Source organism: Reyranella sp. (genome assembly GCF_052439685.1).
GTDB lineage: Bacteria > Pseudomonadota > Alphaproteobacteria > Reyranellales > Reyranellaceae > Reyranella.
The window spans coordinates 39,363-60,390 of the sequence record NZ_JBQVQG010000019.1 but is presented as its reverse complement, the minus strand read 5'-3'; the positions used below and the strand labels follow the sequence as shown (position 1 = coordinate 60,390).

General features: G+C 68.2%; 17 protein-coding genes. 13 read left to right on the top strand and 4 right to left on the bottom strand.

The window, feature by feature from the left end:
- Positions 1–47: 47 nt before the first annotated feature.
- The 3 genes from ACT6UX_RS21380 to ACT6UX_RS21370 form a co-directional block, all read right to left on the bottom strand.
- A complete protein-coding gene (locus tag ACT6UX_RS21380) occupies positions 48–1,895 on the bottom strand; it encodes an adenylate/guanylate cyclase domain-containing protein (RefSeq protein ID WP_444777173.1) in 1,848 nt (615 codons plus the stop codon).
- A gap of 50 nt (positions 1,896–1,945) precedes the next feature.
- On the bottom strand, positions 1,946–3,553 hold the full coding sequence (locus ACT6UX_RS21375; protein WP_444777172.1) for a phosphoenolpyruvate carboxykinase: 1,608 nt from the start codon (positions 3,551–3,553) through the stop codon (positions 1,946–1,948).
- Positions 3,554–3,739: 186 nt separating this feature from the next.
- Positions 3,740–4,459, bottom strand: coding sequence for a HugZ family pyridoxamine 5'-phosphate oxidase (locus ACT6UX_RS21370; RefSeq protein ID WP_444777171.1), 720 nt, complete (start codon positions 4,457–4,459; stop codon positions 3,740–3,742).
- 120 nt (positions 4,460–4,579) lie between these two features.
- Between ACT6UX_RS21370 and ACT6UX_RS21365 the strand changes: the two genes are divergently transcribed.
- The 13 genes from ACT6UX_RS21365 to trxA all read left to right on the top strand — a co-directional run bounded on the left by ACT6UX_RS21365 (position 4,580) and on the right by trxA (position 19,717).
- A complete protein-coding gene (locus ACT6UX_RS21365; protein WP_444777170.1) occupies positions 4,580–5,275 on the top strand; it encodes a response regulator transcription factor in 696 nt (231 codons plus the stop codon).
- The gene (locus tag ACT6UX_RS21360; RefSeq protein WP_444777169.1) at positions 5,244–7,034 is read left to right on the top strand and encodes a stimulus-sensing domain-containing protein; all 1,791 of its coding nucleotides are present in this window, start codon (positions 5,244–5,246) and stop codon (positions 7,032–7,034) included. Before ACT6UX_RS21365 ends, ACT6UX_RS21360 begins: the two co-directional genes overlap by 32 nt.
- Positions 7,035–7,042: 8 nt before the next feature.
- Positions 7,043–7,498: an HPr kinase/phosphorylase gene (locus tag ACT6UX_RS21355; protein ID WP_444777168.1), complete on the top strand. Its 456-nt coding sequence runs from the start codon at positions 7,043–7,045 to the stop codon at positions 7,496–7,498.
- Complete coding sequence (gene rapZ / locus ACT6UX_RS21350) at positions 7,495–8,451, top strand: RNase adapter RapZ (RefSeq protein WP_444777167.1); 957 nt, start codon at positions 7,495–7,497, stop codon at positions 8,449–8,451. Before ACT6UX_RS21355 ends, rapZ begins: the two co-directional genes overlap by 4 nt.
- A gap of 9 nt (positions 8,452–8,460) precedes the next feature.
- Positions 8,461–8,865: a PTS sugar transporter subunit IIA gene (locus ACT6UX_RS21345; protein ID WP_444777166.1), complete on the top strand. Its 405-nt coding sequence runs from the start codon at positions 8,461–8,463 to the stop codon at positions 8,863–8,865.
- Positions 8,862–9,173, top strand: coding sequence for an HPr family phosphocarrier protein (locus ACT6UX_RS21340; RefSeq protein ID WP_444777165.1), 312 nt, complete (start codon positions 8,862–8,864; stop codon positions 9,171–9,173). Before ACT6UX_RS21345 ends, ACT6UX_RS21340 begins: the two co-directional genes overlap by 4 nt.
- A 154-nt stretch (positions 9,174–9,327) precedes the next feature.
- Positions 9,328–10,719, top strand: a complete 1,392-nt coding sequence (gene ahcY / locus ACT6UX_RS21335; protein ID WP_444777164.1) for an adenosylhomocysteinase — start codon at positions 9,328–9,330, stop codon at positions 10,717–10,719.
- Between the two features lie 64 nt (positions 10,720–10,783).
- The gene (gene tsaE, locus ACT6UX_RS21330; protein ID WP_444777163.1) at positions 10,784–11,227 is read left to right on the top strand and encodes a tRNA (adenosine(37)-N6)-threonylcarbamoyltransferase complex ATPase subunit type 1 TsaE; all 444 of its coding nucleotides are present in this window, start codon (positions 10,784–10,786) and stop codon (positions 11,225–11,227) included.
- Complete coding sequence (locus ACT6UX_RS21325; RefSeq protein ID WP_444777162.1) at positions 11,214–12,221, top strand: aminoglycoside phosphotransferase family protein; 1,008 nt, start codon at positions 11,214–11,216, stop codon at positions 12,219–12,221. The genes tsaE and ACT6UX_RS21325 overlap by 14 nt, the downstream gene beginning before the upstream one ends.
- Positions 12,218–12,910: a nucleotidyltransferase family protein gene (locus ACT6UX_RS21320; RefSeq protein ID WP_444777161.1), complete on the top strand. Its 693-nt coding sequence runs from the start codon at positions 12,218–12,220 to the stop codon at positions 12,908–12,910. Before ACT6UX_RS21325 ends, ACT6UX_RS21320 begins: the two co-directional genes overlap by 4 nt.
- A complete protein-coding gene (gene addB, locus ACT6UX_RS21315) occupies positions 12,907–15,855 on the top strand; it encodes a double-strand break repair protein AddB (RefSeq protein ID WP_444777160.1) in 2,949 nt (982 codons plus the stop codon). Before ACT6UX_RS21320 ends, addB begins: the two co-directional genes overlap by 4 nt.
- Complete coding sequence (gene addA, locus ACT6UX_RS21310; RefSeq protein ID WP_444777159.1) at positions 15,852–19,313, top strand: double-strand break repair helicase AddA; 3,462 nt, start codon at positions 15,852–15,854, stop codon at positions 19,311–19,313. Before addB ends, addA begins: the two co-directional genes overlap by 4 nt.
- 86 nt (positions 19,314–19,399) lie before the next feature.
- Positions 19,400–19,717 (top strand): thioredoxin, encoded by a 318-nt coding sequence (gene trxA, locus ACT6UX_RS21305; protein ID WP_295132524.1) that lies wholly within the window; start codon positions 19,400–19,402, stop codon positions 19,715–19,717.
- Between the two features lie 12 nt (positions 19,718–19,729).
- On the opposite strand, the gene ACT6UX_RS21300 is transcribed toward trxA, so the two are convergent.
- Positions 19,730–21,028, bottom strand: coding sequence for a bifunctional folylpolyglutamate synthase/dihydrofolate synthase (locus ACT6UX_RS21300; protein WP_444777158.1), 1,299 nt, complete (start codon positions 21,026–21,028; stop codon positions 19,730–19,732).

Sequence of the window (21,028 nt, the reverse complement as noted above, 5' to 3'; positions counted from 1 at the left end):
GCGAAGACCATATCCCGTCCAGCGCAGCACCTCGTCACATGAGGCCGCTAAACCAGGCGATACACCTGCTCCGGCTCGTCCCTGCCCTTCACGTGCCGCAGTTCCGGCTTGGGCAGTTCGCCCAAGGCCTCGGGACGCTTCATCGACGCGATCGTGTCACCGCTCACCAGGACGATCACGTCGTCGCCAGCGGCCATGAATTCCTTGCCGAGCTGCTCGAAGCGCTGCGCCACGTTCACCGTGTCGCCGACCACGGTGTAATTGACCCGGCCCGGCGCGCCGATGTTGCCGACGATCACCGGACCGGAATGGATACCGACGCGCAGGCGGACGGCGGTCTGGCCGGCGGCGATGCGCTGCAAATTGTCCTCGTGCACGACGCGCGCCATCTCGAGCGCGGCATGGACGGCGTGGTCGGCATGATCCTCCATGGGCGAAAGCCCGCCCCACACGGCCATCACACAGTCGCCGATATACTTGTCGATGACGCCCTGGTCGTTCTCGATGCAGCTGCCCAGCAGCGCGAAATGGTGATTGAGCATGTCGGCCGTTTCCTGCTCCGGCAGTTCTTCGGCCTGCGGCGTGAAGCCCACGATGTCGGTGAACATCACGGTGACGACCCGGCGGCGCGACGCCACCGCATCCTCGCCCAGCTCCATCAATCCGAACACGAGACGGCGCGGCACATAGGCACCGAACCATTTCAGCGCGCCACGCGCCTTGTCGAGGCTGTGGCCGGCATCGTCGATCTCGCGCAGCCGCGACTTGCGATGAAACGGCTCGTCGAACTTGAGCTGCTCGATCAACTCGGCCGCCGAAGTCAGGGTGCGGATGGAGCGCGTCATGCTGAGCCCCATCACCAGTGCCAGCAACGCAGCGACGGCCAGCGTGATGCCGCCGACGATCGCGCCGTTGGTCAGCCGATCGAGGTCGCCGGTCGCGTCCTCGATCGGGAAATACTGCCCGACCAGCCAGGGCTCGGGCCCGAACCGCCGCAATTCGCGATAGACGAACACCCAGCGCCGCCCGCCTTCCTCGACGACATGGCCGAGGGATCCCAGCGCCCGGTCGATCTGTGGCGAGCGCACCGGCGGATCCCAGATCTTCGCGAGAACGGGGTCGTCCACCTCCTTGATCGTGGGCAGGGGCCGCTTCTCGGAGAGGCCGAGGCCACGGGGATCGATAAGCCGGCGCGCCGCCAGGACGTGGTCGCGGCCGACGAGGATGAAATAGCGGCCGTCGCCACCGGTTTTCGGATCACCGATGAGATAGGACAGATCGCCGACGGCCACCGTGGCGATCAGGCCGCCGATGAAGGCATTGTCGATGCGCCGCACCGGCGTGCGAACGTTGACCACCGGCTGCTTGATCGTCTCGCTCCAGAACAGGGCGCCCCAGAACGTGTGCTGTGCGGTCTGGAGCTGGCGGAAACGCTCCATGCCCTGCGGTTGGCCGACCAGCGAGAGCGTTTCGCGCTCGATCGTGCCGTCCGGCTCGCGCACCGCCCGGTGAAGCTTGAGATCGAGCGTGGCGAAGCCGACCGCCGAGACGGCGGGCACCTGCTGCATCATCACGGCGAGCAGTTCGCGCACCGCGACCGGCGATTCGATGTCGATGCGGCCGCCGGCGGCGAGGGCCGCGACCAGTTCGAGTTGCTCGCTCACCGGATCGAGGCGGCTGCGGACCAGCGACACCTGCGCATCGACCACGCGGGCCGCCCGATCGACCAGCAGCCGGTCTGCGGTTCCGGTGGCACCGGCCAGCACGACGATGTAGGCGACGCCGGAAATCAGCGCGAGCGAGACGAAGGCGAGCGCCAGTGCCGCGACCAGGGGCAACCGCCAGGGGCGGCGCAGGGCGGCTTTCGCAGGGGACGTTTCGGTAATCTGGCTCACGCGGCGGGCATCATAGGATGTCCGCCGCGCGGAAGCGATGTCCCGTCAGATCAGGCGGCGGCGCGGATGGCCGACTTGTTGACCTTGTCGTCGACGTGGCTCTCGAACTGCTGGAAATTCTTCTCGAAGCGCTGGGCGACGTCGCGCGCGGCGCTGTCGTAGGCCTTCTTGTCCTTCCAGGTGTTCTTCGGGCTCAGCACCTCGCCCGGCACGTCGGGGCAGGCGCTCGGCACCTGCATGCCGAAGTGCGGGTCGGTCGAGGAGGAGACCGAGGCCAGCGTGCCGTCGAGCGCGGCGCGCACCATCGCGCGGGTGTGGCGGATCGACATACGCTCGCCGACACCGAAACCGCCGCCCGACCAGCCGGTGTTGACCAGCCAGCACTTGACGTTCTGGCGGGCCATCTTCTCGCCCAGCATCTTGGCATAGACGGTCGGATGACGCGGCATGAACGGCGCGCCGAAGCAGGTCGAGAAGGTCGCCTGCGGCTCGGTCACGCCCTTCTCGGTACCGGCGACGCGCGCCGTGTAGCCCGAGAGGAAGTGGTACATCGCCTGCTCCGGCGACAGCCGCGAGATCGGCGGCAGCACGCCGAACGCGTCGGCGGTCAGCATCACGATGTTCTCGGGCGTGCCGGCGATGCCGGTGGTCGAGGCGTTCGGAATGAAGTCCAGCGGATAGCAGGCGCGGGTGTTCTCGGTATGGGCGCCATCGTCGAGGTCGAGGCGGCTGGTCGCCGGATCGATCACGACGTTTTCGAGCACCGTGCCGAAGCGGCCGGTGGTGGCATAGATCTCCGGTTCGGCCTCGCGGCTGAGCTTGATCACCTTGGCGTAGCAGCCGCCCTCGAAGTTGAACAGGCTGTCCTCGGCCCAGCCATGCTCGTCGTCACCGATCAGCGTGCGGGTCGGATCGGCCGACAGCGTGGTCTTGCCGGTGCCCGAGAGGCCGAAGAAGACGGCGACATCGCCGTTCGGACCGACATTGGCCGAGGCATGCATCGGCAGGACGTTCTTGTCCGGCAGCAGGTAGTTCAGGATCGTGAACACCGACTTCTTGATCTCGCCAGCATACCAGGTGCCGCAGATCGCCACGACGCGTTCGGTGAAGTTCACCAGGATGGCGCAGTCCGACGCCGTGCCGTCGAGCTTCGGGTCGGCCTGGAAGCCCGGCAGGTTCAGGATGGTGAATTCCGGCTTGAAGCCCTCGAGTTCCTCAGGCCTGGGCCGCAGGAACATGTTGCGGGCGAACAGATTGTGCCAGGCGGTCTCGTTGACCACGCGCACGCCGATGCGATGCGCGGGGTCGGCGCCGGCCCAGCAGTCGCGCACGAACAGGTCGCGGCGCTGCGCATAGGCGATCATGCGGTTGTAGAGCGCGCGGTAGCGGTCGGGCGTGATGGGCTTGTTGGTCTTGCCCCAGTCGATGCGGCCCTTGCTCTCCGAATCCTCGACGATGAACTTGTCGTTGGGCGAGCGACCGGTGTGGATGCCGGTCCGTACCACCAGCGCGCCGCCATCGGCCACCACGCCTTCTTGCCGGCGAATCGCTTCCTGGTAGAGCGTGGGAACCTGGAGGTTCCAGTAGACATTGCTCAGGTTCTTGAGTCCGAGCGCTTCCAGTCCAAATTTGGGTACGATGAAGCCCGCCTGATGCACAGCGTTTCTCCTGCTTTCCGGTCGATCCGGATGGCTAACGTTTCACTGTACTAAGCGCTACTGGCAGGGCCGCGATGAGGCAAGTCCCTTGCGACAAGTTGGTGTCTGGACGCGTGTGAATCGCCCTTCGCACTCGCGAAAAGAATGCTGCGCCGCGGAACCCGAAGCCTCGCAGGGAGTGAATCATCAGGGCAGAGTACGGGCCTTGCCAACCAGATCGACCAGGACCTTGCGCGCCTCGCCGGCCGCCCGCAGGGGCTCATCGAATGCGAGCCGGGCAACCTCCCCGGTACGCCGCAGGTCGAGCCCCTCGGCATCGATGCCCGTCATCTTCCAGCCGTCGCCGGCCCGGCCGATCAACTTTGCGGCATAGAGCCCAACGGCATCCGCGTGATCGGCGTTCATGTGTTCGACGATGCCCGCCTCCGCTGCAGCGAGGCCTTCGGCCTGCGGCGGCGCAAGTTCGGCAGCCCCGATCCAGCGGATCTTTCCGAAGCCCCCCACCAGATGCGCCCGTTCCAGCGCGATGCGATAGAAACCGAAATCCGCGAAGCCGGCATAGAGCGCGGCATCGGGGTGGTGCGCCAGGAAGCGCGCTTTCAGCCGCTCATCGGCAATCCGCTCCGCCCGTCCCAGCACCGTTGCCCGTGGCCCCGTCAGTGGCTGGTCGAGCCCCGCCGTCCCGTCGAACAGCAGGGAGACACGGTCGTCCGCCTTGATCGCCTTGGTATGTTCGGCCATATCGCTCAGCAGAAGGATCGGCGACAGGTCGTGATCGACCGCCACGAGCACCAGGGAGGCGTAGGGCCAGCCGGCCGGTTCGCCGGGCAGGAAAGTGGCGAGAGAAGCCCGGTCGAGGGCACGCAAAAGGGTGCGCACGGTGCGGGGCATGTCGTCCTGGGTCATTTTCGGATCAAAAAAGCCGCAATTGTTCGTTGAATATCGTGGACCGGAAAGCGGCGGCGACGGCCCGGTCTATGATAGCATGATAAAAAAGCCGTTGTCCGCTGCAGGAGAAGCCAAGCCGTGCGCAAGACCATCGCCCTCGTCGACGACGACCGCAACATCCTCACTTCCGTGTCGATGCTGCTCGAAGCCGAAGGGTTTCAGATCAAGACCTACAACGACGGTGCATCGGCTCTCGAAGGCCTCAACCAGTCGCCCCCGGATCTCGGCATCTTCGACATCAAGATGCCGCGCATGGACGGCATGGAGCTGCTGAACCGCATCCGCAAGACACAGCAGTTCCCGGTCATCTTCCTCACGTCCAAGGACGAGGAGATCGACGAGGTGCTGGGCCTGCGCATGGGCGCCGACGACTTCATCCGCAAACCGTTCTCGCAGCGCCTGTTGCTCGAACGCATCCGCGCCGTGCTGCGCCGCGCCGACGTCGGCGGCGGCAAGGGCGAGGCCGCGGCCGAGCGCATCGTGCGCGGCGAGCTGGTGCTCGACCCGAGCCGCCATCAATGCACCTGGAAGGGAAAGGAAGTGCACCTCACGGTCACCGAGTTCCTGCTCCTGAAGTCGCTCGCGGAACGGCCCGGTCACGTGAAGAACCGCGACCAGCTGATGGACGCGGCCTATGGCGAGACGATCTACGTCGACGACCGCACCATCGACAGCCACATCAAGCGCGTCCGCCGCAAGTTCCGCGAGGTCGATGGCGAATTCGAGCAGATCGAAACGCTGTATGGCATCGGATATCGATATCGCGACTCCTGAGCCCGGCAGGCGCCCACCCGGGCATCAGACGCTAAGCTCTCGGATCGCCACGGCGCTCGGCCGCCTGTTCCCCCGCTCGGTGCGCAAGGGAGCCGGTGCGTCCGGCGCTACCGATTCGCCCTCGCTCCTCCGCCGGCGCCGCAGTGCGAGCCGCGGCTACTCGCCGCTGACGCGGCGCATCCTGCTGCTCAATCTCATCCCGGTGGCACTGCTCACCCTGGGGGCCGTCTACCTCAGCGACTACGAGGAGGAGCTGATCGACAGCGAACTCGCCTCGCTGCTGGTGCAGGGCGAGATGGTGGCGGCCGGCATCGGCGAGGTCGCCGTGGTCGGCGGCGAATCGACGGTCAACCGCATGGACGCCGACGCCGCGCGCCAGCTGCTGACGCGGCTCGTCCGGCCGACCGGCGTGCGCGCGCGCCTGTTCAGCGAGACCGGTGAGCTGCTGGCCGATTCGGCGATGCTGAACGAGCTCGGCCGAATCCACGTCGTGCCGCTGCCGCCGCCCGAAGTGCCCATGGAGACCGAACCCGAGTACAGCGTCGGCGAGCGGATCAGCGACTGGATCGCGCGACAGCTGTCGCGCGTCGACCACTATCCCGAATATGTCGAGAAGCCGGTCCCGACCCTGCGCGATTTTCCGGAGGCGGCCAGCGCCCTCCGTGGCTTCAACGCGTCCGCCGTGCGCAGCGCCGGACAGGGCCGGCTGCTGCTCAGCGCCGCGGTGCCGGTCCAGCGCTACAAGCAGGTGCTGGGGGCGCTCCTGCTGACGCGCGACAACCGCGCCATCGCCGCCTCCCTGCGCGAAGTCCGCTACGACATGCTGACCATCGCCGCGGCAGCGCTCGGCATCACGGTCCTTCTCTCGCTCTATCTCGCCGGCACCATCACACAGCCGATCGTGCGGCTGGCACGCGCCGCCGACGAAGTCCGGCTGGCGCGCGAGAGCCGGCCCGAGATTCCCGATCTCGGCAAGCGCGGCGACGAGATCGGCGACCTGAACGATGCGCTGCGCTCGATGACCGAGGCCCTGTGGCTGCGCATCAACACGATCGAGAGTTTCGCGGCCGACGTCGCGCATGAGCTCAAGAACCCGCTGACGTCGCTGCGCTCGGCCATCGAGATGGCGGGGCATCCCAACCTGGATGCCGAACGGCGCGCCAAGCTGATGGCCATCGTCATGGACGACATCAACCGGCTCAACCGGCTGATCTCGGACATCTCCGACGCGTCGCGCCTCGATGCCGAGCTGATGCGCGGCGAGGTGAAGCAGGTCGACCTCGACAAGCTGCTACGGGACATGGTCCATCACTATGCGGTGACCGCGAACCAGAAGTCCGGCGTCGAGGTCGAGTTCCGCGTCGCCACCAATCCGCCGTACATGGCGCACGGCCATGATGGCCGCTACGGGCAGGTATTCCGCAACGTGATCGACAATGCGCTGTCCTTCGCTCCTGCCGGCTCGCGCATCCTCGTCGAGCTCGGCCGCGACTCGCGCAACGGTCCCTTCGTCGTCACCATCGACGACGAGGGACAGGGCATTCCCGAGGACAATCTCGAATCGATCTTCCAGCGCTTCTACTCGGAACGTCCGACCGAGCATTTCGGCCAGCATTCCGGTCTCGGCCTGTCGATCTGCCGGCAGATCGTCGAGACCTACGGCGGCACGATCACGGCCACCAACCGGCGCGGCCCCGACGGCAAGATGCTCGGCGCCCGCTTCACCGTGCGCCTCCCCGCCGCCACCGGCCGCAAGTGACGTTCTGAATGGCGATCCGGGTCACGACCTTCGTCCACGCGACCTGCGTCGCCCTGCGGGCCGGGGGCCGCTGGCACGGCATCCTGCTGCGCGGACCATCGGGCGCCGGCAAATCCGACCTCGCCCTTCGCCTCGTCGAGGGCGGCGGGCGGCTGGTGGCCGACGATCAGACGGCGCTCGTCCGGCAGGGCCGCGGCCTGGTCGCCACGCCGCCGGGCACGCTCGCCGGCCTGCTGGAAGTTCGAGGTGTCGGTATCGTGAAGCTCGGCCGGGGCCAGCTTCTCGCACGGACGCCGGTTGCCCTGCTGGTGGACCTCGTGCCGCCTGACCGCATCGAACGCCTGCCCGATCGGGCGCGCGAGACGCTGTTCGACATCGACCTGCCTGTGCTGGCGCTGACGCCGTTCGAAGCCTCCGCGCCGGTGAAGTTGCGCCTTGCCCTCGCACGAACCGTGGCGGCATGATCCGGCCCGCGCCGCTCATGCCAGACAGCCCCGCCCCTTCCACTTCCCACGCCACGGATGAAAAGCGCCGGCCATTCGTCGTCGTCACCGGCCTGTCCGGTGCCGGCCGTGGAACTGCCCTGAACGTCCTCGACGACCTGGGCTATGTCGCGGTCGACAACGTGCCACTGGCGCTGCTCGACGACCTCATGCGCTCGACCGGCGGCGACGCCGGCGCAACCGCCCAGCCGCTGGCGCTCGGCATCGACACCCGGACCGTGGGCTTCGATGCCCGCGAACTGGCCGCCCGCATTCGTGAGCTGCGCAACCGTCCCGGCCTCGCCGCCCGGCTCCTCTTCCTCGAGGCCGACGCAGAGACGCTGCAGCGCCGCTACACCGAGACCCGCCGCCCTCACCCCCTAGCGCCCGATCGTCCCGTGGCCGACGGGATCAGCGAGGAGCGCCGGCAGATCGGCTGGATGGCCGACGTGGCCGATCTCACCATCGACACGACGGCGCTGTCGCCGCATCGCCTGAAGCAGATCCTGACCGGGCACTTTGGGCTGGGTCGCGCGGCCGGCACGCGGATTTCCGTGATGTCGTTCTCGTTTCGCCGTGGCCTGCCACGCGAGGCCGACTTGGTCTTCGACGTCCGGTTCCTGAAGAATCCGCATTACGATCCGGCCCTGAAGCCCCTCACCGGCTGTGACCCCGCCGTTGCAGCCTTCATCGCAACCGATCCCGACTACCGCCCGTTCGTGGACAGGCTGAAGGCCCTGATCGGGCCGCTGCTGCCCCGCTTCGATGCGGAGGGGAAGAGTTATCTGACGATCGCCGTGGGCTGTACCGGCGGCAAACACAGGTCGGTGGCCCTCGCCGAGGAGCTTGCAGACTGGTTGCGAAGCGCCGGCCGGTCCGTCACTCTCTCCCACCGGGACGTCGGGGCGGCCGGGGAGGCCGGTGGCGCAGGGTAGAGCAAAAGCATGATTGGTATCGTACTCGTGACTCACGGCAATCTGGCGCAGGAGTTCAAGGCCGCGCTGGAACATGTCGTCGGTCCGCAGCAATGCATGTCCACCGTCTGCATCGGCGCCGACGACGACATGGAAAAACGCCGGGGCGAAATCCTGGAGAGGGTCCGGGCCTGTGAAACCGGCGAGGGCGTGATCGTGCTGACCGACATGTTCGGTGGCACGCCCTCCAATCTCGCGATCTCGATCATGGAGCAGGCGCGGGTCGAGGTGCTGGCCGGCGTCAACCTGCCGATGCTGGTGAAACTCGCCAGCGTCCGAAGCCGGCCGATCGCGGAGGCGGTTCGCATGGCGCAGGAAGCCGGCCGCAAGTACATCACCGTCGCCTCGCGCATCCTCGCCAAGGAAGCTTCGTGAGCGACGCTGCCGCGAATTCCAGCGCGGAGGCCGGCATTGGCACCCTCAAACGCAGCCTCGCGATCGCCAACAAGCGCGGCCTCCACGCCCGTGCCGCCGCCAAGTTCGTCCGAACGGCGGGCCAGTTCGATGCCATCGTGCGGGTCTCCTTCAAGGGCCAGGAAGTCTCCGGACTGTCCATCATGGGCCTCATGATGCTGGCCGCCGGCATCGGCAGCACCATCGAGGTCATCTGCTCGGGCCGGCAGGCCGCCGACGCGATGGCCGCGATTTCGGCTCTGGTCGACGGCAAGTTCGGCGAGGACTGAGGCCCCTGCGCCGCGGGCATAAAGCGGCGTGCATATCGACATAAATTCTTGCTTATATGTTGATCCGGCGCGTTGAGGCGGTTCCGCACCGCTGTTATGACACGCCCGCTTTCCACAATTCGCCTGCCGACGCCGGCACAGCAAGGAGCGCCACATGGCCGACTACATCGTCAAGGATATCGGGCTCGCCGACTGGGGTCGCAAGGAACTCGACATGGCCGAGACCGAGATGCCGGGCCTGATGTCGATCCGCAAGGAATACGGCCCCAAGAAGCCGCTCAAGGGCGCGCGTATCGCCGGCTCGCTGCACATGACCATCCAGACGGGCGTGCTGATCGAGACGCTGAAGGCGCTGGGCGCCGACGTGCGCTGGGCCTCGTGCAACATCTACTCGACGCAGGACCATGCCGCCGCGGCGATCGCCAAGGCCGGCACGCCGGTCTTCGCCATCAAGGGCGAGAGCCTCGAGGAATACTGGGACTACACCCACAAGATCTTCGAGTGGCATGACGGCGGCGAGCCGAACATGATCCTCGACGACGGTGGCGACGCCACCCTGCTGGTCCATCTCGGCGCCCGCGCGGAGAAGGATCCGTCGCTGGTCGCCAACCCGACCAACGAGGAAGAGGAAGTCCTCTACAAGGCGATTCTCAAGACCAACAAGGAAAAGCCCGGCTGGTACGCCAAGCTCGGCGCCTCGATCAAGGGCGTCACCGAAGAGACGACCACGGGTGTCCATCGCCTCTACAACATGGCGAAGGAAGGCAAGCTCCTGTGGCCGGCGATCAACGTGAACGACTCGGTGACCAAGTCGAAGTTCGACAATCTCTACGGCTGCCGTGAATCGCTGGTCGACGGCATCCGCCGCGGCACCGACGTCATGATGTCGGGCAAGGTCGCGATGGTCGCGGGCTTCGGCGATGTCGGCAAGGGCTCGGCCGCCTCGCTGCGCCAGGCCGGCTGCCGCGTCATGGTCTCCGAAGTCGATCCGATCTGCGCCCTGCAGGCGGCGATGGAAGGCTACGAGGTCGTGACGATGGAAGAAGCGGCTCCCCGGGCCGACATCTTCGTGACCGCCACCGGCAATGTCGACGTGCTGACGCTCGACCACATGAAGGCGATGAAGCACCGCGCCATCATCTGCAACATCGGCCACTTCGACAGCGAGATCCAGATCGCCTCCTTGCGTAACTTCAAGTGGCATAACGTCAAGCCGCAGGTCGACGAGGTCGAGTTCGCCGACGGCAAGCGCATCATCGTGCTGTCGGAAGGCCGCCTGGTGAACCTCGGCAACGCCACCGGCCACCCCAGCTTCGTGATGTCGGCGTCGTTCTCGAACCAGACGCTGGCCCAGATCGAGCTGTGGACGAACCCCGGCAAGTACGAGAAGCAGGTCTACACGCTGCCGAAGTTCCTCGACGAGAAGGTCGCGGCGCTCCACCTCGAGAAGGTCGGCGCCAAGCTGACCAAGCTCCGCCCCGACCAGGCCAAATATATCGGCGTGCCCGAGGCCGGCCCGTTCAAGGGCGACCTCTACCGCTACTAATCGCCCCCTCAATCGCCCACAGGGCGAGCAAGGGCGGGCGCATGCTAGAAGTCGGCATCGAAAGATGCCGACTTTTTCTTTGCCCCTTCCCGACGAGGCCGCGACCGAGCGGCTGGGCGCGGCGCTCGCCGCCCGCCTGAGGCCGCGCGACGTCGTGGCGCTGGAGGGTGGCCTCGGCGCCGGCAAGACGACCCTCGCACGCGCCCTGCTGCGCGCCGCCGCCGGCGATCCGGCGCTGATCGTGCCCAGCCCCACCTTCACGCTCGTCGAAGTCTACGAAACCGTCCGCGGCAGCTTCTGGCATTTCGACCTCTATCGCCTGGAAGAGCCCGAACAGGTCTTCGAACTGGGTTGGGAAGAGGCGCGCGTCGACGGCGTGGTCCTGGTCGAATGGGCCGAGCGGCTCGGTCCGCTGCTGCCGCGCGAGCGGCTCACCGTCAGCCTGTCGGTCGAGGGCGAAGGCCGGCGCGCGATCCTGGAAGGAGACTCCCGTTTTGGCGAAATCTGAACGCGACCGCCTGCGAGCCGAGTTCGTGAATCGCGCCGGTTGGGGCGATGCCGGCGAACGCCTGCTGGCGGGCGACGCCTCGTTCCGCAAATATTTCCGCCTGAGCCGGCCGCGCGGCTCGGCGGTCGTCATGGATGCGCCGCCGCCGCAGGAGGACGTGCGGCCCTTCGTGCGCATCGGCCGGCACCTGATCGCCCTCGGGCTCAGTGCGCCGGAGATCCTCGCGGAGGATGCCGAGCAGGGCTTCCTGCTGCTGGAGGATTTCGGCGACGACACCTATGCGCGCGTGCTGGCGGCCGGCGGCGACGAGGGCGAGCTCTACGGTCGGGCGACCGACGTGCTGGTCCAGATCCATCGCGCCGGCGAGCGCAGCCTGCTACCGGGCCTCGGCGCCTATGCCGGCGAGGCGCTGATCGAGGCCGCGATGCTGCTGCCGGAATGGTACTTGCCGGAAGCCACCGGCACACCGACGCCGCCCGAGGAGATCGCGCGCTACGTCGCGGCGTGGCGCGCGTGCCTGGCGGCGCTCCCCGCGACGGCCGAGACGCTGCTGCTGCGCGACTATCACCAGGACAATCTCCTGTGGCTGCCGGCACGCCCCGGCGTGAAGGCCTGCGGCCTGCTCGATTTCCAGGACGCCCAGCGTGGCCATCCCTCCTATGATCTCGTGTCGCTGATCGAGGACGCACGACGCGACGTGGCGCCCGAAGTCCACGCCGCCTGCCTCGACCGCTATGTCGGCGAGGCCGGAATCGCCGACGCCGCCGGGTTCCGCACCGGCTTCGCCCTGATGGCCGCGCAACGCCACGCCCGCATCATCGGGCTTTTCGTTCGCCTGCTGCGCCGGGACGGCAAGCCCGACTATCTGCGCCACCTGCCGCGCGTCTGGCGCATGTTCGAGCGCGCCCTGCAGCATGAGGCGCTGTCGCCAATGCGCGCCTGGGTCGACCACACCCTGCCGCCGGAGTTGCGCCGCATCGGAGCGGGCTCGTGATCCGCAGCGCGATGATCCTGGCGGCCGGCCGCGGCGAGCGCATGCGGCCTCTCACCGATTCGACACCCAAGCCGCTGATTCCCGTGGCCGGCCGCTCGATGCTGGAACGCGCGATGGATCGCCTCCAACGCAGTGGCGTGCAGAACATCGTGGTGAACGTGCATCACCTGGGCGGCCAGATCGCCGACCGCCTGCGCGGCCGTGCCCGCATCGTCCATGAGGACCGGCTGCTGGAGACCGGCGGCAGCGTGCGCAATGCGTTGCCCCTGCTGGGCAACGGCCCCTTCTTCGTGCTGAACGGCGACGGGCTGTGGCGCGACGGGCCGGAATCGATGCTGGGTCGTCTCGCAGCCACCTGGGATCCCAACCGCATGGACGCGCTTCTGCTGCTCCACCCGCTGGCCACCGCCATCGGCCGCGAGGAGAAGGATCGCGGCGACTACTATCTCGAGCCGGACGGCCGCGCGCGGCATCGCGGCACGGCCGAGACCGCGCCCTATCTCTTCGCCAGCGTCTCGGTCTGCGACTCCCGTCTGTTCAACGGCACATCCGAAGGCCCCTTCTCGCTCCTGAAATTGTGGAACCGCTCGGAGCAGGCCGGCCGCCTGTTCGCGCTGGTGCACGATGGCGACTGGTTCCACGTCGGCACGCCCTCGGCTCTCGCCGAGGCGGAACGCGTGCTGGGATGAAAGGCGTCTTCACAATCGCCACGGAACGCCGCTTCGCCGACGAGCTGGCGCGGGTGGTGCTGGACGAGCACGGAGGCGATCCACTGGCGCTCGCCGATGTGCGCATCCTCGTGCCGACGCGACGTTCGGTGCGCGCGCTGCGTGAAGCCTTCCTGCGCGCCGCCGGTGGCAAGCCGACGATCCTGCCGCGCATGGCACCGCTCGGCGATGTCGATGACGGCGAATGGGAGATCGCGTCGGGCGAGGGCGACGCGCTCACCCTGCCGCCCGCCATCGAGCCCGCCGAGCGTGATGCGCTCCTGACGCAGCTCGTGGCCGCCTTCAAGGACGATCAGGGCCATCCCATCGCGCAGTCGGCGGCGCAGGCGCTGAAACTCGCGCGCGAACTCGGCCGCCTGCTCGACGAACTCGCCATCGAAGGCGTGTCGTTCTCACAGCTCGAGGGGCTGGTCGAAGGCAACTTCGCGAGCCACTGGCAGCGCACCCTGAAGTTCCTCGCCATCGTGGGCGAGGCATGGCCACAGCTTCTCGCCGAGCGTGGCTGGATCGACGCCATCGCGCGGCGCACCCTGGCGATCCGCAACCAGGCCGACCGCTGGCGGGCGCAGCCGCCGCAGACGCCGGTGATTGCGGCGGGCTCGACCGGCTCGCAGCCCGCGACGCGCGACCTGCTCTCGGCCATCGCCGGACTGCCGCAGGGTGCCGTCGTCCTGCCGGGCCTCGATCGCGACATGGACGAGGCGAGCTGGGACGCTCTCGACCCGTCGCATCCGCAATACGGCCTGCGTGAACTCCTGGGCGCGCTGGGCGTCGCCCGCGCGGATGTCGAGGAATGGCCCGGCGCCGCGAGCGGCTCCGCCCGTCATTTCCTCATCACCGAACTGATGCGCCCGGCGGAGACCAGCGACTCCTGGAACCGACCGGAGCCCTCGTCGCTGGAACACGTGACCAGGGCCGACTGCGCCACGCCACATCAGGAGGCGCTGGTGGTCGCGCTGGCCCTGCGTAGCGTGCTCGACACACCGGGACGCACGGCCGCTCTCGTGACGCCCGACCGCGAGCTGGCGCGACGCGTCACCGCCGAACTGAAACGCTGGCAGATCGACATTGACGATTCGGCCGGCACGCCTCTGGCCGACACGCCACCGGTCGCGCTGCTGCATGCCGTGATCGCCGCGGTCGATGCGGGATTTGCGCCGGTCGAGTTGCTGGCGCTCCTCAAGCACCCTCTCTGCGCCCTGGGGCAGGACCGCGCCTTCGTGCTCGACGCGACACGGCGGCTCGACCGCAAGTGCCTGCGCGGGCTCAAGCCGACGCCAGGACTGCCGTCGATCCAGGCCCGCGTCGACGACGCGAAATTCGGCGATCCCGGCAGCCGCGCCGCCGTGAAGATGCTGCTCGACCGGCTCGACGAAGCGACCCGGTCCCTCGTCGAGCTGATGCAGGGCGACGCCGAACCGGAAGCGCTGCTCGGCGCCACGATCACCGCCGCCGAAATGATCTCGCCGCCCGAGACTTTGTGGTCGGGCGACGCGGGCAGCGCGCTGGCCGATGTGCTGGGGCGTCTGCGCGCGGCGTGGGCCGACCGTCCCGCAATCGCCCCCGGCGAATGGCCAGGCCTGTTCGCGGCCATGCTGGAGCCGGAAACGATCCGCCCGGCCTTCGGACGTCACCCACGCCTGTCGATCTGGGGACCGCTCGAAGCCCGTCTGCAACGCGCCGATCTGCTGGTGCTGGGCGGCCTCAACGAGGGGACCTGGCCGCCCGCCGTCGAGACCGGCCCGTGGATCAACCGTCCGATGCGCGCCGAACTCGGCCTGCAGCAGCCCGAGCGACGGATCGGGCTCTCGGCGCACGATTTCGTGGCCGCCCTTGGCGCCGAGCGCGTGCTGCTGACGCGCGCAGAACGCGAAGGCGGCGCACCGACCGTGCCGTCGCGCTGGCTGGCACGCCTCGATGCACTGTTCGGCTATGAACCCGGCGGCCATGCACCCGTGCCGGAATACATCCAGCGTGGCCGCCACAGCTTCATCGCCTGGGCCGAGGCGATCGACCGGCCGGATACCTACGCGCCATGGCCGCGCCCCGAACCGCGGCCGCCGGTCGAAGCGCGGCCCACGAAGCTCTCGGTCTCGAGCGTCGAGCAATGGCGGCGCGATCCCTACGGCCTCTACGCGCGACGCATCCTCGATCTGAAGGCGTTGAAATCGCTGGAAGAGGAACTGGGCGCGGCCGATCGCGGCAACGCCCTGCATGACGCGCTCGACGAATTCCTGAAGGCGCATCCCTCGGGCGTGCTGCCGTCGGACGCCGTGCGGGAATTCGAAACGATGGGAGAGCGGCATCTTCGCGATCTGCTGACGGCGCCGGCCGAACGCGCTTTCTGGTGGCCGCGCTTCCAGCGCCTCGCCCGCTGGTTCGTCGCGCATGAGAATGCGCGCCGCGCCAATGGCACCAGGCTGCTGACCAGCGAGAGCAACGCCGCGATGACCGTCGGACCCGCTTCGCGGCCGCTACGGATCGAGGCGCGTGCCGACCGGGTCGACGAGCTCGAACGTGGCATCTGGGAAATCATCGACTACAAGACCGGCCGCGTGCCGACCAAAAAAGAACTGGAGGCACTGTTCGCGCCGCAGCTCCTGCTGGAAGCGGCGATGGCCGAGCGCGGCGGCTTCGAGAAAATCGACGACAAGGCGAAGACCGTGCACCTCTCCTACTGGCAGGCCAACGGCCTCGACGACGGCGGCAAGGTCACGGAGATCGACGACAGCGATACGCTGGTGAACGAGATGATGGCCCTGGTCGAGAAGATGGCCGATCACTTCGCCAAGCCGGGCACCGCCTACCCCGCGCTGCCGTGGCCGGCCTACGGTCCCTACTTCAACGACTACGCCCATCTCGAGCGGGTCGCGGAATGGTCGACGGCGGGAGGCGGGGAGGAATGAGCGACATCCTCGACGCCATCTCCCTGGCAACCGACGCGCAGCGGCGCGCGACCACGCCGGATCATTCCGCCTGGGTCGTGGCCAACGCCGGCACCGGGAAGACCAAGGTCCTCACCGACCGCGTGACGCGGCTGCTGCTCGAAGGCGTCAAACCCGAGCGCATCCTCTGCCTCACCTTCACCAAGGCGGCGGCCGCCGAGATGCGCAACCGCCTCGCCCACCAGCTCGGTCGCTGGGCCCTGGCCGACGAGGCGACGCTCGACGCCGGCATTGCCAAGCTGATCGACCGGCCCCCCGATCCCGCGCAGCGGGTCGTGGCCCGCCGCCTGTTCGCGCGCGTGCTCGATGCGCCGGGCGGCATCAACATCCTGACCATCCACGCCTTCTGCCAGGCGCTGCTGAAACGCTTCCCGCTGGAAGCCGGCGTCGCACCGGGCTTCGAGATTCTCGACGAAGCCGAGGCGCAGACGATCCTGCGCCGCGTGCAGGACGAGCAGATGGAAGCCCTGGCGCGTAGCGATTCATCGCCGGCGCTCGCCGCCGCCCTCGCCCTCGTCGCCGCCAAGGTCTCGATCGCCGAGTACGCCGAGCTGATGACGCGGCTGCTGAGCGAGCGGGCCTGGCTGCTCGCCCATGTGGTCGACGAGGCCGGCCTCGCGAAACTGGGCACGCGACTGCGCCAACAATTGAATTGCGAGGGTGCTTCATCGCTCGACGAGGCGGCACTGCGCGAAGCGGCGCGGGCCTTGATCGAAGCCGGCGGCAAGACCGATGGGCCGAATGGCGAGACGATCGCCAGCTGGCTGGACGAAGGGCGCGACGACCTCAGCCCGGCCTATCGCAGTGTGTTCTTCACCGACAAGGGCCAGGTCCGCAAGACGCTGGCGACCAAGGCGGCGCAGAAGCGCCTACCCGGCATCGTCGATATCCTCCAGGGCGAGGCGGCGCGACTCGAATGCGCGCGCGGACAGGCCCTCGTCGAACTGACCCTGGCGCTGCTGCGGCTCGGCCTCGACGTCGCCGACCGCTACACGCGCGCCAAGCGGCGCCGCGCCGTGCTCGACTACGACGATCTCATCGTGGCGACGCGCCGCCTGCTGGAGACGGCGGAAAGCGCCGCCTGGGTGCTCTTCAAGCTCGACGGCGGAATCGACCATGTGCTGGTCGACGAGGCGCAGGACACCAATCCCGACCAGTGGGAAGTGATCCGCCGCCTCACCGAGGAGTTCTTCGTGGGCGAGGGCGCGGTCGGGCGCAGCCGCACGGTCTTCGCCGTCGGCGACACCAAGCAGTCGATCTTCGGCTTCCAGCGCGCCGATCCGCGCAAGCTCGAGGAGATGCGTCTCTGGTTCGACGAGCAGAGCCGCATCGCCGACCGGATGTTCGTGCCGGTCGGCCTCAATGTCTCGTTCCGCTCGACACCCGCCGTGCTCGACGCCGTCGACTGGGTATTCGGTGAGACCGACACGGCGCGCGGAGTCGGCGAGGCCGGCACGGTCCGGCACTTGGCGAGCCGCAAGAACGAGCCGGGGCGGGTCGAGCTCTGGCCCCTGGTCGTCGGCAGCGACGACGAGGCCGACACGACGGATATCGAGGCCATGGGAAGCAGCGCAGCGCTCGGCCTGCCTCACGAACGGCTGGCGCGGTTGATCGCCGCGCACGCCAAGCAGCTGATCGGCACGGAACGTCGCGCGCGCGACGGCGAGACGCTGCATGCCGGCCACTTCATGGTCCTGGTACGGCGCCGCAACGAGTTCGTGAATGCGCTGGTGCGCGCCCTCAAGCGCGAGGGCGTCGAGGTCGCGGGTGTCGACCGGCTGAACCTCGGAAAGGAGCTCGCGATCCAGGACCTGCTGGCAATGGCGCGCTTCGTCCTGCTGCCGCAGGACGATCTCAATCTCGCGGCCCTGCTGAAGTCGCCGCTGATCGGGCTCGACGAGGACCAGCTGTTCAGCCTGGCCTGGAAGCGCCCCGGCCATCTGTGGCGTGCGTTGCGCGAGCGCGCCGGCGAGGCGCCGTTTGCCGCGGCTTATGCGACCCTGGCCGACTTGCTGAAGCGCGCCGACTACGACACGCCCTTCGACTTCTTCGCCCGCGTGCTCGGCCCGCAGGGAGGCCGCCGTCGGCTGCTGGAGCGGCTCGGCCGCGAGGCTTCCGATCCGATCGACGAGTTGTTGGCGCGTGCGCTCCAGTATCAAGGGATCGAGGGCGGCTCGCTGCAGGGCTTCCTGCGCTGGTTCGAGACCGGCGGTGGCGAGATCAAGCGCGACCTCGACCAGAACCGGCGGCGCGAGTTGCGCATCCTGACGGTGCACGCCTCGAAGGGATTGCAGGCGCCGATCGTCTACCTGCCGGACACGACGCGGGTGCCCCAGAACCGCGAGCGGCTGCTGTCCGGCACCGACGACGAAGCCCGACTCTGGCTGCCGCGCACCGACGACGCCAACGAGGCGGCGCGCCGCTGGCGGAGCGAGATCCACGGCCGCGCCCTCGAGGAGCAGAACCGGCTTCTGTACGTCGCCATGACGCGCGCCGAGGACCGGCTCTATGTCGGCGGCTGGACCGGAACGCGCAAAGCCGATCGCGGGTGCTGGTACGAGCGCATCGAGGCCGGTCTGCGCACCAGCACCGAAGCCGACATGCCGGACGATCCGTCGCCGCGCGTCCGCGCCGTCGCGAAGAGCTTCGACTTCACCCCGCTTCTGCCGAGCGAGGGCTGGTCGGGCGAGGGCTACGAGCTCGTGAACGAAGGCCATATCGCCGAGACCGAACAGCCCGAGCTGCCGATCGCGGACGAGGCCCCGTTGCCGCAGTGGTGGACCGAACCCGCGCCGGGCGAGCCCGACCCGCCGACGCCGCTCGCGCCCTCGCAGCCCCTGCCCGACGAGGTCGCCGCCGCGCCACGCGCCTACAGCCCGCTGATCGCCAACGATCCCAAGCGCTGGAAGCGCGGCCTCTTGCTTCACGACCTGCTGCGCCATCTTCCTGCGCTGCCGGCGGGCCAGCGCGCCGAGGCGGCGCACCGCTTCCTCGCGCAGCCGGCACACGAGCTCTCGGCCGAAGACGTCGAGCAATGGGCGAGCGAAGCACTCGCCGTCACCGAGGCGCCGGAACATGCCGCCCTGTTCGCCGCGGGCTCGCGCGAGGAGGTGCCGTTGATCGGCTCTCTGCAGACGCCGCGCGGTACCTTCACGGTGAGCGGCCAGGTCGACCGCCTGGCGGTCTCCGACACCGAAGTGCTGATCGTCGACTACAAGACCAACCGCCCACCACCGGACTCGGCGGCGGGCGTGGCGCTGGTCTATCGCCGCCAGCTCGCCTTGTACCGGGCCCTGCTGCAGCAGATCTATCCCGGCCGGACGGTGCGAGCCTTCCTGCTTTGGACCGCGGCGCCGCGCCTCATGGAGATCGCCGGAGAAACCCTAGACAAATCAATGCCTTATGCCGCCGCATCTTGACTCGGGGGGCGTGCGTTCCTAGCTTCTGGGCCAAGGGCGGCGCCGGTCCGATCGACCGGCCTGTAGTGTTTTTGGGAGAACCCGCAATGACCGTTAAAGCAACCGATGCTTCCTTCGAAGAGGAAGTCCTGAAGTCTGACACGCCCGTCCTCGTCGACTTCTGGGCCGAGTGGTGCGGCCCCTGCCGCATGATCGGCCCCTCGCTCGAGGACATCTCCAAGGAGATGGACGGCAAGCTCAAGGTCGTGAAGATCAACATCGACGAGAACCCGATGGCGCCCACGCGCTACGGCGTGCGGTCGATCCCGACCCTGCTGCTGTTCAAGAACGGCCAGGTCGCGGCCACCAAGATCGGTGCCGAGCCGAAGCAGAAGCTGGTGAGCTGGATCAACACCGTCGTCTGATCCGGTCGCGGTTCAGCCGTTGCGGACGAGGACCTCGCCCGCAAGGTAGAGCGAGCCACAGATGAGAATGCGCATCGGCGCGGGCTGGGTGGCCAACAGGTCTTCCAGTGCCGCGCCGATGTCGTTTGCGGGAGTGCAATCGAGCCCGACATCGGCCGCGCGCGCGCAGGCTTCCTGCGGCGTATAGGCGGCATGGCCCTCGGGGAACGGCACGGCACGGGCCGCTCGGGCGTGGCGCGCCAGCGGCCGCAGGAAGCCCGACGCGTCCTTGGTCGTCTGCATGGCGAAGACGAGATAGAGCGGCAGCGCCGCCGGCTCCTTCGCCCATTCTGCCGCCATACGGCCGAGCACGATTCCGCAATCCTCGTTGTGGCCTCCGTCGAGCCAGAGTTCGCAGCCGGGCGGCAGCGAGTCCGGCAGCGGGCCCTTTGTCAGCCGCTGCAGCCGCGCCGGCCATTCGACGGAGCCGAGACCCTTGGCGATCGCGGTGTCGTCGAACTCGAAGCGCGCCGCCCGCAAGCGCTCGATGCAGGCAACGGCGGTCGCTGCGTTGTCGATCTGGTGGGCCCCCGCCAGCGCCGGGTTGGGCAGGTCGAGCGTCAGGAGGTCGCTTTCGTAGCGAAAGCCCGAGTCCTTCGGCATCACCTGCCATTCGCGGCCCATGCGGAACAGCGGCGCGGCGAGCTTGGCCGCCTCGGCCTCGATCACCTGCGCACTGACGTCACGCTGACGGCCGATCACCGCGGGGGTCGCGCGCTTCAGGATGCCGGCCTTCTCCCAGGCGATACCTTCGAGCTTGTCGCCCATGAAGCCGGTGTGATCGTAGCCGACCGGCGTGATGGCCGAGAGGATGGGCTCGATCACGTTCGTACTGTCGAAGCGACCGCCCATGCCGACCTCGATGATGCCGAGATCGGCCGGCACGCGCGAGAAAGCGAGATAGGCGAGCGCCGTGGTGATGTCGAAGAAGGAGATCGGCGTGTCGCCTTGTGCCTCCTCGCACTCGGTCAGCATCTCGTCGAGCTCGTGATCGCCGATCAGCCGGCCGGCGATGCGGATACGCTCGTTGAAGTGCACGAGATGCGGCGAGGTATAGACGTGCACGCGATAGCCGGCGGCCTCGGCGATGGCGCGCAGATAGGCGACCAGCGAGCCCTTGCCGTTGGTGCCGGCGACGTGGATCAGCGGCGGCAGCTTCTTTTCGGGCGATCCCAGCCGCTGCAGCAGGCGCTCGATGCGCTCCAGCCCGAGGGTGATGACCCTCGGATGATGGCTCATCAGGCGTTGAACGATCGGATCGTTCGCGGTCAC